The organism is Rasiella rasia (genome assembly GCF_011044175.1).
GTDB lineage: Bacteria > Bacteroidota > Bacteroidia > Flavobacteriales > Flavobacteriaceae > Marinirhabdus > Marinirhabdus rasia.
This window is the reverse complement of the sequence record NZ_CP049057.1, coordinates 172,730-186,890: the sequence shown is the minus strand read 5'-3', so window position 1 is coordinate 186,890 and position 14,161 is coordinate 172,730. Positions and strand designations below refer to the sequence as shown.

Genomic DNA, 14,161 nt, shown 5'->3' with positions numbered 1-14,161 from the left:
GTTTTTCCCCTTATCAAAAAAGGTTGCGAAAATTTGTGGTAGCATCATAATTTTATAGGCATCTCTATCTATTCAGAGGCTTCTTCAACCTTCGTTTCATTTAATTCTTTGTTTTTCAACTTGGCATAACTAAATCCTTGCTCCCACCACAAGGACATATCTTTTTTGTTAAAAACTAGTGAGTTCGTGGTAAGTACCGTAGGCGTGTAGTACAGATTGATAATCGCATTTTTATTGGCGGCAACAAACTTACCAATTCTAATATTCTGTTTTTCAACCCTATCTAACATAAAGCTATGAATAGAAGTCAGCAAAGAAAAAACATTTTTTACCGGCAACCGATTGTAATACGTTACGTCTGTTTCCAAGATAATAACATCCACTTCGGTAGCGCCTCTATGTATAGCTTCTTCAATAGGCACCATACTCCCAAAACCGCCATCGGCATATTCACAGCCATCTTTTTTAACCAAGCTCATAAAAGGAACGTAGTTACAAGAGATCCAAATCCAATCTAGAAAATCACTATAACTGAAATCGTTAATAGACTTATACTCTACTTGATTCAATGATAAATTCGAAACCGTTACAACAATCTCCTTAGGCCCCTGTTTCAATTCATTAAATTCTGCCTCTGTAAATGTTTCCTCAATAAGTGCACGAAGGTTGTGGCTTTCGCCGAAGGTTTTACTCCCCTTCAGAAAGTTTCTCAAAACAGTAAAATGATTAATAGCAATCTCTTTTCCACCGTACTTCGTTTTCTTAATTACAAACGGACAAGTACTAAAAATACTTTGCTGATTTACAGAGGTATAAATTTCCTTGATTTTTTCAACCTTGTGCAATGCCAAATGAGAGATTAGTAAACTCCCCGTACTTGTACCTACAAAAAGATCGTATTCTTGGCGTAAATCCTCTAGAAGGTACTGAGCAACACCTCCTGCAAATGCGCCTTTACTACCACCTCCCGAAATAACCAATGCTTTCATTTTTTGTCTTTTATACGAGTAAGATACTCTTTTTCTGCCGTTGAAAAGGAATCTATTCGTTGGTATAATGCTTCTTCAACATCCGTATTTTTCAGTAAGTTGTTTAGGAGGTTTCTAGCAAAATTTCGAAATCGCCAATTATGGTGCACAGCAGCATCTACCATATTATTTATCACAACATCGTTATACAACCCAATCTCATTACAATATTCAAAGGCTTTCTGGCGGATTTCAAAACTGTATTCAGAACCAGTGTAGTTTTGCAGCTCTTCGGTAAAGTCTGTACGTTTTAAAGGTTTGTATCCTTTCGTATTCAACGCAAGCACAAGCCATAACTGACGTATATTTTTATTCTGAAATCCTACTATATTTGCCATAGCGTCTAGATAGGAAGCACGGTTTTCAGGAAAATTTGCCCATAACAAGTACAGCGCCGCTTCTTGCGTAACGTAAGACGCATCTGAAAGTAAGGTTTCAAATTCACTTTGTAATTCTTTCGGTATTTCCGAAACAGTTAATGCAATTGCTTGCCGTGTATACAAATTATCACTAGCAAACCCTTCTTTGTAAAGACTGAGCGCCTCCTCTATAGGTTCTTTGGCAAGCTGGTATATAACTTCTTGCCCTATATAATCGTCATTTATAGCCAAGGCAGTACTAAGTTGTTCTTTCTTTTCTTCTAGCGAAATCGCAGCATAGCGAGCCGCTTCGAAATAATTTTGAATAAAAGTAGATTTCAACAATGAGTTAAAAGCCTGTTCTGCCTTAAAAGCAGATTGCTCTAACCAGTCTTTTTCCCACACGGTTATATCCATTTCGGTCGCCGTCCGTACTTCAGTTAAAAAATCGGTTGTACTTACATTTTTAAAAGCATGCTTGGTTAGATAATTTTTTACCGCCAATTTAAAAGCGCTATCACCTATTTGCTCATGTAAAACATGCAGTGCCCAAGCTCCTTTCTCATAAAAAGTGAGCGAACTTGCTTTCGGATTCAGTAAAGATTCTCCCTTCCCTTCATCACTTAGCGCCTTAAGCTGTTCTGCAGATTGGTAAAGCTTCCAATAGTAATAATCGTCTCCAAATAGCTGTCGTTCGGCTAAAAGGGCGTAATAGGTCGCAAAACCCTCCTGAAGCCAATGATGTGTGCCAGAAGTTTCGGTTATAAGGTTTCCAAACCACTGGTGCGCAAGCTCATGTGCATTTACATTAACATAATTTCTGTCTGTAAAACCAATACGATCTACCACAAAAGCTTCAGAAAAAATAGTACAAGTAGTGTTCTCCATACCTGCGTAGAGAAAATCCCTAACGGGCACTTGTTTATAGTTTTGCCAAGGATACGCAACACCAATTTCGGACTCTAAAAAGTCGAAAATCTCTTTGGTATAACGGTAAGTTGGCTCAAAATGCGCGGTGTCTTTGGTTGAAAGATACAATTCTATTGGTACGTCGCTCGCTGCAACCTGTTCCCATCGCGTAAAATCACCCATAGCAAAAGCCACTAAATAGCTTGACATGGGTTGTTTCATATCAAATTGCCAGTAGCTTTTAAGATCTTTTAAATCCTTTTTCACTAGTGCTCCGTTTGCCACAACCGTTTTATCAAATTTTGAAACGACAGTTAGGTCAAATTCAATCTTATCATTCATATCATCTAAACTAGGAAGCCAATGCGATGTATACTTTCCCTGACCTTGTGTCCAGACCTGATTTCCTGTAAAATAAAGTGTTTGTCTAGGGTTTGCTTCGTATTCAAAAAATGCGGTGTAACTTTTACCTTGCTGAAAAGCACCTGTAAACCAAATTTTATCTGCCGTTGCTGAAACGTTTACAGATTCTAAAGCTTTATTTGTAACTCGCATTTTTACTGCATCTAGATACACACTGTCTGTGGCCTGTTTTATCAAAAACTGTACGCGCATTGAACCTGTAACGCTTTCCGAAGAACTAATCGGCTCAATGGTTGCTGAAATTTTCTGAAAATCGACCTGGGCGGTTTGCTGAGCAAAACTGCCTATAGTGACAAGTAAAAAGAGGAACAAATATTTCATAGAAGGTGTCAATCAATAGTTCTGCCAAATTAAGTAAATTCGTTCTATGAATCATAATTTCCTGCAAACTCCAATAGATTACCTCAAGGGCGTAGGGCCTAACCGAGCCGATTTACTGAAGCGGGAATTAGGGATTCACACCTACCAAGACCTACTAAACCTCTACCCTAATCGCTATTTAGATCGCACACAATACTACAAAATTGGGCAGTTACAACAAACCAATGCAGAAGTACAGATTATTGGCAAAATCACGCATATAAAAACAGTAGAACAAAAACGTGGAAAACGACTAGTGGCCACATATGTAGACGATACCGGAAAGATGGAGCTTGTTTGGTTTCGTGGACAAAAATGGATTCGGGAAAATTTAAAAATTAATACCACATATGTAGTCTTCGGAAAGGTTAATTGGTTTAACGGCGCGTTTTCTATGCCGCATCCAGAAATGGAGCTTCTTTCGGCGCACGAACAAAGTTTGCGTTCTGCCATGCAGCCCGTGTATCCTTCTACCGAAAAATTAACGAATAGCGGAATTACCAATCGGGTTATCAATACGCTTATGCAACAACTCTTTGTTGAAACCAAAAATAACTTTGCAGAAAGTTTATCGCAACCCATAATAGATAGCTTAAAACTTTTACCAAAACCATCGGCCTTATTCAATATACATTTTCCACAAAATACCGACCTATTAGCAAGAGCTCAATACCGTTTAAAATTTGAAGAATTATTTTTTATTCAGTTACAATTACTGAGAAAAAACATGCTACACAAATCGAAAATTAAGGGGTATCCATTTCGTGAAGTTGGCACCTATTTCAATACTTTTTTCCGCGAGCATTTACCCTTCCAATTAACCAATGCCCAGAAACGAGTTGTAAAAGAAATTAGAGCAGATTTAGGTAGTAATGCGCAAATGAATCGCTTATTACAAGGAGATGTTGGTTCTGGAAAAACCATAGTAGCGTTCATGTCAATGTTAATAGCACTTGACAACGGTTTTCAAGCTTGTTTAATGGCTCCGACTGAAATTTTGTCAGTCCAACACTACAACGACTTAAAAGAATACTGTAATTTACTTAATATCAGCGTTTTATTACTAACTGGCTCAAGTACCACTTTAGAAAGAAAAAATATTCATGAACAACTGGAAAATGGTGAATTAAACCTCTTAATTGGTACCCATGCATTGCTGGAAGATAAAGTGAAATTTAAAAATTTAGGGCTTGCAATTATAGACGAACAGCATCGATTTGGGGTGGCGCAGCGAAGTAAATTATGGCACAAAAATAAGTTCCCGCCACATGTTTTGGTAATGACCGCTACACCCATCCCCCGCACCTTGGCGATGAGCGTTTATGGCGACCTAGATGTTAGTGTAATTGACGAGTTGCCCCCAGGTAGAAAATCGATTACAACAGTACATCGATATGATACCAACAGACTCAAAGTTTTTCGTTTTATGAAAGACGAAATTGCCAAAGGCAGACAAATTTATGTGGTCTACCCGTTAATTCAAGAAAGCGAAGCATTAGACTATAAAGACCTAATGGATGGGTATGAAAGTATTTCGAGAGACTTTCCAGCACCAAAATACCAGATCTCGATAGTGCATGGAAAGATGAAACCAGCCGACAAAGATTTTGAGATGGACCGTTTTATTCGGGGTGAAACCCAGATTATGGTAGCTACAACCGTTATTGAAGTAGGTGTTAATGTTCCCAACGCGTCAGTAATGGTCGTTGAAAGCGCTGAGCGGTTTGGCTTATCACAATTACACCAATTACGAGGTCGTGTAGGTCGAGGAGCAGAACAGAGCTACTGTATTTTAATGACCAGCCATAAATTAAGTAGCGACGCTAAAACACGCCTACAAACCATGACTCGCACTAGCGACGGATTTGAAATTAGCGAAGTAGACTTAAAACTACGAGGTCCTGGAGATATCATGGGCACACAACAAAGCGGTGTTTTAAATCTTCGAATTGCAGATATTGTAAAGGATACCGAGATTTTAAAACTTGCGAGGAGCTACGCTCTGCAGACCTTAAAGGCCGACCCCACCCTATCGGCACCTGAGAATTTAGTTATTAAAAATACGTTCGCCCAATTGGTGAAATACAAAAACATCTGGAATTACATCAGTTAAAAGTTATGAAACAATTATTGATACTTTTAGCAATTAGCCTTTACGGGTGTAATGATTCAGTAAAAACGATTTCGCGTGTAGACAAAAATGATACTACCATCACCTGCGATACGAATGGTTGCTTTGGAACGTATACCGGACCAGAATTTGTGGATAGGGACGATGTAGCCCATCAATTTTCAAACACTATGAGTAGTGCTGTTGGTGACAAACTTAAGGAGTTATATACGAAAGGAAAGTACAGCAAAGTTAATTTCTCAGCAATAACCATGACTACACAAGGTATGGGTTCTGGGACGGTTGTTTACAGCTTAAAAATTCCTTTTAGTGCCGTTACAGCCCCCTGCGAAGCGTTTACGTCGTTTGATCATGTGGGAGGATGGAACCATGCTCCTGCCCTTCAACAGCGAAAAGAACAGCTCAGCACGGCCTTAATGAAAGGGGACTCTTTAGCCATTAGCAATCTAAAGACCACTCCAGAGGGTTTACAAGAATATTGGATTCAATGGAAACATAAATCGACTCAAGCGGCATGCCAATAACACTCAGGATATTTTTATCACGCATCAATTCGCGTTTTTAATTTCATCCCCTGTTTATTAATCCGTATTTTAGAGCCTTTAAATCCAACTAACATATGAAAATTCGCATCATACTCCTAGCTACACTTATATGCTGTAGCATTCCATCGTTCGCTCAAAAGAAAAAAAAGAAAGATACCTCTGAAGAAAGCACCTCTTGGGATGTTTCAAGTCCTGGAATGGGCTTTAACTATAAACCACATCGTTTTACAACAGACGAGGGAACGTGGATGAACCTAGACGTAAGTCCGAACGGACAAACCATAGTGTTCGACATGTTAGGCGATATTTACACCATGCCTATTACGGGAGGAAAAGCTACGGTTATAAGAAGTGGTATCCCTTTTGAAATTCAACCACGTTTTAGTCCAGACGGTTCAAAAATATCATTTACGAGCGACGCTGGCGGTGGTGATAATATTTGGGTGATGGATGCAAATGGGGAAAACGCTAGACAAGTCACCAAAGAAAATTTCAGATTATTAAACAATGCTGTATGGATGCCAGATGGCAACTCGCTAATTGCTCGAAAGCATTTTACCTCTGGTAGAAGTTTAGGCGCAGGAGAGTTATGGCAATACCATATTACTGGAGGTAGTGGTTTACAATTAACAGAACGCAAAAATGACCAACAGGATGTAAATGAACCTTGGGTTTCTTCTGATGGTAAGTACCTCTACTACTCTGAGGATATGTATCCTGGCGGATTTTTTCAGTATAACAAAGATCCAAACAGTCAAATCTACGTGATTAAGCGCTATGATTTAAGCGACGGGAGCACCACTACTATTACAGGTGGCCCTGGTGGCGCTGCAAGACCTACGGTTTCTCCAGACGGTAAAAAGTTAGCGTTTGTAAAAAGAGTACGTGAAAAGAGCGTATTGTACCTGCATGATATAGAGACAGGAGAAGAATGGCCTTTGTACGACAAATTGAATAAAGATCAACAAGAAGCATGGGCTATTTTTGGCGTGTATCCAAATTTCAACTGGATGCCTAACAGTACCGATTTAGTATTTTGGAGCGGAGGGAAAATTAACAGAATCAATAGTGAAACGCTTCAAGTTTCAGAAATACCATTTACAGCAGATGTGTCTATAGACCTAGCAGAAACAGTTCATTTTACTAGTCCGATAGAAACAAACACCGTATCGTCTAAGGTGATTCGGGATGCTGTAACATCACCCGATGGAAAATTTTTAGTTTTCAATGCATTGGGTTATATTTGGCGTAAGGAGTTACCAAATGGTACGCCTAAAAGAATTACTACAGGCACCGATTTTGAGTTTGAACCAACCATCTCCCCAGATGGACGCAATATTGCATACGTCAGTTGGAGCGATCTTGAGAAAGGTGCCCTTTTTGTAGTACCTGCTTCGGGTGGAATTCCAACAAAGCTTAGTACAGCTAAGGGAATATACAGAACTCCGGCCTACGCCAGAAATGGACGAACGATAGTATTCAGAAAAGAAAACGGTAATTCAGACCTAGGATTTAGTCACACAAAAAAACCAGGGATTTATACAATAAACACCTCTGGAGGTGAAGAAAATTTTGTGGTAAACAAGGGAGAAAACCCAAGCTTTTCTAGCGATGGTAAAAGAATTTTCTTGCAAACTGGTGGGACGTACTTCGGAAATCTGACTAAAAAATTAATTAGCGTCTCTTTAAATGGCGAAGATGAGAAAGAACATCTCATTTCCAAATACGCCAACCATATTGTGCCAAGCCCTGATGGTAACTGGGTTGCCTTTTCAAACTTACATAAAGTCTATGTAGCTCCATTAGTAACAAACGGAAAACCAATCACTATTGATGGAAAAAGTAATTCGGTTCCGGTGCAGCAGATTGCAAGAGATGCCGGTGTTAACATTCACTGGTCACCAAATAGTAAAAAGATACTATGGACCTTAGGCGATGAATACTTCAGCAACACCTTACAAGAGAAATTTAGTTTTATCCCCGGAGGTGCTAAGACCCCTTCAGAAATGCCAACATCAGGGATTAAAATTGGCTTGAGCGTTCCTGCAGATACCCCGAGTGGTAAAATTGCATTCACCAATGCCAGAATAATTACTATGAATGGTGATGAAGTAATGGAAAGCGGTACAATTATTATTGAAGACAACAAAATTATAGGGATTGGACAAAAAATTGGGATTCCAGCAGATGCTAAAATATACGATGCTACCGGTAAAACCATTATGCCAGGTATGGTAGATGCTCATGCCCATATTGGCGCATTTCGTTCTGGTATTCCAGCCCAACAAAATTGGCAATTTATGGCCAATCTAGCCTATGGAGTTACCACAGCACACGACCCTTCTGCTAACACAGAAACTGTATTTACGCTTTCAGAATTACAAAAAACAGGAAGTTTGGTTGGCCCACGACTTTTTTCAACAGGATTTATCTTGTATGGAGCCGATGGAGACTTTAAAGCTGTAATTAATAGTTTAGATGATGCTAGAAGCAGCATAAGACGAACCAAAGCCTTTGGAGCGAAGAGTGTAAAAAGCTACAACCAGCCACGACGAGAACAACGGCAGCAAGTGCTACAGGCGGCAAGAGAAGAAGGTATTAATGTAGTGCCAGAAGGTGGCTCCACCTTTTACCATAATATAACTATGGTGATAGACGGCCACACTGGTGTAGAGCACAACATTCCTGTAGCCCCAATATATAAAGACGTATTAGAGATTTGGAGTAAAAGCGGCACTGGCTACACTCCAACTTTAATTGTTAACTATGGAGGCCTTAACGGAGAATATTTTTATTACCAACGCGATAATGTCTGGGAAAATGAAAAATTACTCACTTTCTCTCCACGCGCCGTAATTGACGCTAGGTCTAGACATAGAACAATGGTACCACTTAGCGAGTATGAAAACGGACATGTTTTAGTGTCTAAAACAGCAAAGCAATTGAGCGATGCAGGAGTAAATGTAAATATGGGTGCTCACGGGCAACTACAAGGCTTAGGCGCGCACTGGGAAACATGGATGATCGCCGCGGGTGGTATGAGCAACCTCGAAGCCTTAAAAACGGCAACTATTAATGCTGCCAACTATATTGGAGCAGGAAACGATGTAGGTTCTCTAGAAGTTGGGAAGCTCGCCGATTTAATTGTACTTTCTAAAAACCCGTTAGAAAATATTGAAAACACCAATTCAATAGAAATGGTTATGGTGAACGGTCGTCTCTACGATGCTAACACCATGAATGAAATAGGAAATAACCCTAAAAAGCGTAAGATGTTTTGGTGGGAAGATAATAAACAAAGTGAAGTATTTCCTTGGCACCAGGAAAGCAATAGCTTTATGCATAGCGGGTGCAATCATTGATATGAATGTTCGTCTGTATTGGCAATTTTACAAAGCAATCTTCCCGTTTGCCATGGCATTTGGGATGGTTGCATTGGCCATATGGGGAGTGTTTTTGGGATATCTATTGTTTTGCACGCTAGGTTTTGGTTTTGGGATCTTAGGATTTCAAACTTTTAGAAAAAACGAATACTACAGCTATTACAACTTAGGGCACACTAAGTGGAATCTTTTTAAAATTGCATTTGCTATCAATTTTATTGTTGGCGCACCCATTTTCTTATTGTTTTTAACACTATTCCTTTTATTTTTTGGACAGACTTCATTTACATAGCGTTGTTAAGTCCTTCGGAAATAAGAAGGTATTACAAGGAGCAGCTTTAGAATTAACCAAAGGTTCTGTTTTAGGCCTCTTCGGAAGAAATGGCTCTGGAAAATCTACCCTCTTACAACTACTTTATGGAAGTCTGAAAGCAGACAATATTTCAATAAGTATAGACGATAAGAAAATTTTGCCTTCAGAAATTATTCCAAAACAACTTATTGGTTACTGTCCGCAGCACTCCTTCCTGCCCAAAAACTTAAAGGTACGGGATGTAATTCCGTTATTTCATCCTTCCGAAGAAAAACAAGATATGGTGTTTTACGATTCGCACATTGCAACCATGACCCATAAAAGAGTTGGCAACCTATCTTTAGGAGAATTAAAGTATTTTGAAGTCATTTTATTAGGGCATCTACCCCACCCTTTTCTACTGTTAGATGAGCCTTTCTCTATGGTTGAGCCCTTGCACAAAGAGAGTTTAAAGCATTTTTTAAACGCTAAACAAGAAGAGAAAGGTATTCTAATTACCGATCATTATTATCACGATGTACTCTCTATTTCTAATGAGAATACAGTTTTAAAAGACGGTATGTTGCACAAGGTGGCTACGACAGCCGATTTGCAAAAATTTGAATACCTTACTGGTTAAAACTGTATACAGAATTTAGAGAATGGCTTTTTACGACTTAACCAAAGAAGAGCGCGCAAAGAAAACAGCAGACATTCAGTTTGAGCTTCTTCATGCATTAAAAAATAAGACGCTAGAGCCTTATGAACACTATTTTAATGATGAGGATATTTACATTAGAAAAGTTACTTATTTGGGAGTTGGGCGTATTTACAATGCTGAAACTTCCTTGCGTTTGCCAATTATTTCCTTTCTAAAAAAACTAGCAACACACCAAAGTGAATTGGTACGACAAACAGTGGTAAACGCGGCTGGAGAAATTGGTATGTTTCAATTTGAAGCCGTACAACCCTTTTTTGACCAAGCCCTAAACGACTCACACCATAAGGTTAGAAACGCGGTTATTGGTTCACTTAAGAAAATGAGTCAGAAAAATCCGAAACCCGTTTTAATTTGGGCAGCAAAATATATAGAACATCCAGAGAAAGAAATTAGAAGAGAGGTATGTCACGGAATTGAACTACGTGGTCGTACTCATCCTGAAGATGTACTACCGCTCTTAGCAAAATTACAATTTGAAGAGACTAAACGTGTTAGAGACACCCTAGTTCATGTACTAGGACAAATTAGTTATAAGAAAGATTGTCTACCTAAATTAATTAGCGCCTTACAACAATGGAAAGACATGCAACTTGTTAAAGATTCCTTACTTGAAATTATTGATGTACATAGTGAAAAACGATATGCGAAATTTACTGCACTAACGCAGCGTGAGGTGGTTGCCTACATTTCAAAAAGTTTTCCAAATAAGATACTATAAAAAAGGCCCCATTTCTGAGGCCTTCATCTTACTTACTTAACTAAAAAAGGTATTATCCTTTTGGCATTACCACCTTGTCAATTGCATGTATTACTCCGTTAGAAGCATCAACATCTGCCATCACAACAGTGGCTGTATTACCTTTTGCATCTTTTAACTTAACTTTTCCGTCTTTAACAGAAATAACTAGGTTTTCGCCAGCTAATGTAGTTACGTTATACGCGTTTTTGTTATCATTTACTGCCTTCATCACAGCTTCTGCACTCCACTCACCCTTCACAACGTGATACTTAAGTAGATTTTGCAGTTTCTCTTTATTTTCTGGTTTCATTAGCATGTCCATAGTAGCTTCTGGTACTTTAGCAAATGCATCGTTGGTTGGGGCAAATACAGTATACTCACCAGGCTCCATAAAGGTTTGCGCCAAACTAGCTGTTTTCAATGCTAATACGAGTGTAGAGAAATTTTCATTTCTCATGGCAATAGAAGCAATAGAAGTATTTTGCGCCTCCATTTTCTCTTTTTTCACCATCATAGCTTCTTCTTCGGCTTTCATTTTGGCTTCCATTTCCATTTTTTCCTTTTCAGCTTTCGCTTCGGCTTCTTTCTTTTTCGTATCATCACAAGAAGCAAATAGCATAGCTACTACTGCCAGCGACATAAATAATTTAATCATTTTCATAACGTTGTTGGTTTTAAATTAACTTATACCAAAGATACTCTGCAATAGCTGCAATTTTTGCTAACGATTCATTAATGTTACGTTAAATAAGTTGTTTAAAATCTAATATTAGTTAAAATATTAAGGTAAACAAAGCGAATGTAATTATAGTCATTCGATTAGAATTACCTAATTTTTGTATCTTTAGAATTCGAAACACAAAAACAACAAATCATGGTTAAAGCAAAATATCAAAACGTACTCAATTTAGGTGAAAAATTAAATATTCAGAATGGTGATGTAAAGGTAGATGGAAACAAACTACACATTACTGGAACTGCAAATACTCAGTACGAGAAAAATCTGTTATGGGATGAGATTAAAGCCGCTGGAGGTGAAAATCCGTCAGATATTATGGCAGACATTAAAGTAGCAGACACAACAGTTTATGCACGTCACACAGTAGAAAGTGGAGAGTCGTTAAGTAAAATTGCAAAGCATTATTACAAAGACCCAATGAAGTATAACGCAATTTTTGAAGCAAATCGAGACATTCTTAAGAATCCAGATATGATTCATCCAGGACAAGAACTAGTAATTCCTAATATTTAGGAATTCATTATTATTCATTGAATCCCGCCTAGTGCGGGATTTTTTTTGCTAACTATGTTTGCTGAAATTTCAATTTGGTTATTATTGGGGCTTTTTTTATTAGGAGCTGCGGCGTTCACGCTTTCTACGATAAGTGGCGGTGGTGGTGCCCTACTACAAATTCCTATTTTAAACTTCCTTCTAGGTACATCACAAACCGCGCAGGTAATTAATCTTGGCAGCTTTATAAGTAGACCAACAAGAATTGTTATATTCTGGAAACACATTCGGTGGAAAGTGTTTTGGTATTACGTGCCATCGGCTATGCTTGGAGCCGTAGTGGCTGCGTATTTATTTTCTGAGGTTAAAATATATTGGATTCAATTAATTGTTGGATTATTTCTTGTAAGCACTTTATTTCAGTATCGTTTCGGAAAAAAGGAACGTTCTTTTACAGTAAAACTCTGGTATTTTATTCCCCTAGGCTTTGTTATTTCCATAATTGGAACATTTACCGGTGGTATGGGCCCGATACTTAATCCGTTTTTACTAAATGCGGGAATAGATAAAGAAGAGTTAATTGGCACTAAGAGTGCACAAAGCTTTTTCCTTGGAGCGGCCCAAATAAGCAGTTATGCCTTTTTCGGTTTGCTTAGCACAAAAGTTTGGGTTTTAGGTATTGCCATGGGATTAGGAGCAATTGTGGGTAATCTTATAGGTAAATGGTTACTTCAACGTATGTCGAAAATAGCCTTCAGGCGTTGGCTTATTGCTATTATGGTAATTTCAGGAATTATACTCATTATAAAGGCGATTTCAGAAATAAGCTAACGATTTCAGAAGAAAATAAGCTAGCGCACTTTATAATTACTTCAGGTAAGTGCATAAGTAAAAATAGTTCTATAAGCTAGAAAATTAACTAACAGCCTATCTCTCAAATAAAAATTAGTAGTTTAGAGGTGTGAAAAAGTATATACTCTTACTTGCCTGTTTCTGTAGTATTAGTCTGTTTGGACAAATTAACACCAACAAACCTGTAGAATCTTTCGAAAAATTTTGGCATTTTTTTGACGAAAACTACGCAAGTTTTGAAGAAAAAAACATTGATTGGAATTTTCAATATAAAAAAAACCGCGCGTTCATAACTGAAAAGACACCAGACACAACACTTTTTCGCATATTTAAGAGTATGCTTACAGACTTTAAGGACGACCACGTAAATCTAAGAGCACCAAGCATAGATTCATTTTATAATGCGGGACGCAAATCTCTGATTTTAGAGCGCTTAGGACCCATCCCAGGGAGAGAACGAAGAGCACGTTTTAATGAGATGACTGAGACTACGTTATTAAAAGAGGGTTTCAAAAAATTAAAATTTATTGGTCCAGAATACAAAGGAAGAGCCCTTTTTACGTACACAGATAATGGAAAAATTGGATATCTTAGGTATACGCGGAGCTTTAGTTCTCATGACTTTATGAATCTATCGCTAACCAACACACTATTGAATCAGATTTTTAAAAGCTTTCAGAATTTAGAAGGTCTCGTCCTAGATGTGCGCTTTAATATAGGAGGTGATACTAGTTTCACAAATAATGTTTTAGGTCGTTTTTTAAAGGAACGTATTCTCGGAAATTACAAGCAGCAAAGAAAGAGAGGTAGATTTGCTAATAAAAAAGAAAACTACTTTGGTCCACGCGGACGCTATCAATTTTTAGATAAACCTGTAGCGGTACTACTTAACGACCAGACAGTAAGCGCTGCAGATGAACTCACCCTTGTATTGAAAGAGCTACCTAATGTTACGCTTATAGGTGAACCTTCAAATGGCAGTTATAGTAATATGGAATCAAAAAAACTGCCTAATGGTTGGGTAACCACACTTAGCTATCAACGTTACTTTGATGCTCACGGAGTTAATTATGAAGGGCTTGGTACACCGGTAGATATTGAAGTAAAAAATACACTACAAGATGTTGAAAATAAATCTGACTCGGTACTTAACCGAGCCATACTTCACCTTAGCAAACAATAAAGATC

At 38.2% G+C, this 14,161-nt stretch carries 12 protein-coding genes; 9 read left to right on the top strand and 3 right to left on the bottom strand.

What is annotated here, in order from left to right:
* Window positions 1–68: 68 nt before the first annotated feature.
* On the bottom strand, window positions 69–989 hold the full coding sequence (locus G5B37_RS00885) for a patatin-like phospholipase family protein (protein WP_164678165.1): 921 nt from the start codon (window positions 987–989) through the stop codon (window positions 69–71).
* Window positions 986–3,040: a M1 family metallopeptidase gene (locus G5B37_RS00880; RefSeq protein WP_164678164.1), complete on the bottom strand. Its 2,055-nt coding sequence runs from the start codon at window positions 3,038–3,040 to the stop codon at window positions 986–988. Before G5B37_RS00880 ends, G5B37_RS00885 begins: the two co-directional genes overlap by 4 nt.
* A gap of 46 nt (window positions 3,041–3,086) precedes the next feature.
* Here G5B37_RS00880 and recG point away from each other — a divergent pair, with 46 nt between their 5' ends.
* From recG to G5B37_RS00850, 6 genes are all read left to right on the top strand, one after another.
* Window positions 3,087–5,192, top strand: a complete 2,106-nt coding sequence (recG, locus tag G5B37_RS00875; RefSeq protein ID WP_164678163.1) for an ATP-dependent DNA helicase RecG — start codon at window positions 3,087–3,089, stop codon at window positions 5,190–5,192.
* A 5-nt stretch (window positions 5,193–5,197) separates the two neighbouring features.
* Window positions 5,198–5,734: a hypothetical protein gene (locus G5B37_RS00870; protein WP_164678162.1), complete on the top strand. Its 537-nt coding sequence runs from the start codon at window positions 5,198–5,200 to the stop codon at window positions 5,732–5,734.
* A 95-nt stretch (window positions 5,735–5,829) separates the two neighbouring features.
* Entirely contained in the window at window positions 5,830–9,117 is a 3,288-nt protein-coding gene (locus tag G5B37_RS00865) for an amidohydrolase family protein (RefSeq protein ID WP_164678161.1), read from the top strand.
* Window position 9,118: 1 nt separating this feature from the next.
* Complete coding sequence (locus G5B37_RS00860) at window positions 9,119–9,430, top strand: hypothetical protein (protein ID WP_164678160.1); 312 nt, start codon at window positions 9,119–9,121, stop codon at window positions 9,428–9,430.
* Complete coding sequence (locus G5B37_RS00855; RefSeq protein ID WP_164678159.1) at window positions 9,408–10,070, top strand: ATP-binding cassette domain-containing protein; 663 nt, start codon at window positions 9,408–9,410, stop codon at window positions 10,068–10,070. The genes G5B37_RS00860 and G5B37_RS00855 overlap by 23 nt, the downstream gene beginning before the upstream one ends.
* Window positions 10,071–10,092: 22 nt before the next feature.
* Window positions 10,093–10,869, top strand: a complete 777-nt coding sequence (locus G5B37_RS00850; RefSeq protein ID WP_164678158.1) for a HEAT repeat domain-containing protein — start codon at window positions 10,093–10,095, stop codon at window positions 10,867–10,869.
* A gap of 52 nt (window positions 10,870–10,921) precedes the next feature.
* On the opposite strand, the gene G5B37_RS00845 is transcribed toward G5B37_RS00850, so the two are convergent.
* A complete protein-coding gene (locus tag G5B37_RS00845) occupies window positions 10,922–11,551 on the bottom strand; it encodes a fasciclin domain-containing protein (protein ID WP_263649822.1) in 630 nt (209 codons plus the stop codon).
* 213 nt (window positions 11,552–11,764) lie between these two features.
* Between G5B37_RS00845 and G5B37_RS00840 the strand changes: the two genes are divergently transcribed.
* The 3 genes from G5B37_RS00840 to G5B37_RS00830 all read left to right on the top strand — a co-directional run bounded on the left by G5B37_RS00840 (window position 11,765) and on the right by G5B37_RS00830 (window position 14,156).
* Window positions 11,765–12,142 (top strand): LysM peptidoglycan-binding domain-containing protein, encoded by a 378-nt coding sequence (locus G5B37_RS00840; RefSeq protein WP_175017398.1) that lies wholly within the window; start codon window positions 11,765–11,767, stop codon window positions 12,140–12,142.
* A 54-nt stretch (window positions 12,143–12,196) separates the two neighbouring features.
* Window positions 12,197–12,952, top strand: coding sequence for a sulfite exporter TauE/SafE family protein (locus G5B37_RS00835; protein WP_164678157.1), 756 nt, complete (start codon window positions 12,197–12,199; stop codon window positions 12,950–12,952).
* A 130-nt stretch (window positions 12,953–13,082) separates the two neighbouring features.
* Complete coding sequence (locus G5B37_RS00830; RefSeq protein WP_164678156.1) at window positions 13,083–14,156, top strand: S41 family peptidase; 1,074 nt, start codon at window positions 13,083–13,085, stop codon at window positions 14,154–14,156.
* The last annotated feature ends 5 nt before the right edge of the window (window positions 14,157–14,161 follow it).

Excerpts from the sequence above, each read along its gene's own strand:
- G5B37_RS00835 (WP_164678157.1), top strand. The coding sequence starts at position 12,197 with ATGTTTGCTGAAATTTCAATTTGGTTATTATTGGGGCTTTTTTTATTA.
- G5B37_RS00885 (WP_164678165.1), bottom strand. The coding sequence starts at position 989 with ATGAAAGCATTGGTTATTTCGGGAGGTGGTAGTAAAGGCGCATTTGCA.
- G5B37_RS00850 (WP_164678158.1), top strand. The coding sequence starts at position 10,093 with ATGGCTTTTTACGACTTAACCAAAGAAGAGCGCGCAAAGAAAACAGCA.
- recG (WP_164678163.1), top strand. The coding sequence starts at position 3,087 with ATGAATCATAATTTCCTGCAAACTCCAATAGATTACCTCAAGGGCGTA.
- G5B37_RS00845 (WP_263649822.1), bottom strand. The coding sequence starts at position 11,551 with ATGAAAATGATTAAATTATTTATGTCGCTGGCAGTAGTAGCTATGCTA.
- G5B37_RS00860 (WP_164678160.1), top strand. The coding sequence starts at position 9,119 with ATGAATGTTCGTCTGTATTGGCAATTTTACAAAGCAATCTTCCCGTTT.
- G5B37_RS00880 (WP_164678164.1), bottom strand. The coding sequence starts at position 3,040 with ATGAAATATTTGTTCCTCTTTTTACTTGTCACTATAGGCAGTTTTGCT.
- G5B37_RS00865 (WP_164678161.1), top strand. The coding sequence starts at position 5,830 with ATGAAAATTCGCATCATACTCCTAGCTACACTTATATGCTGTAGCATT.
- G5B37_RS00840 (WP_175017398.1), top strand. The coding sequence starts at position 11,765 with ATGGTTAAAGCAAAATATCAAAACGTACTCAATTTAGGTGAAAAATTA.
- G5B37_RS00870 (WP_164678162.1), top strand. The coding sequence starts at position 5,198 with ATGAAACAATTATTGATACTTTTAGCAATTAGCCTTTACGGGTGTAAT.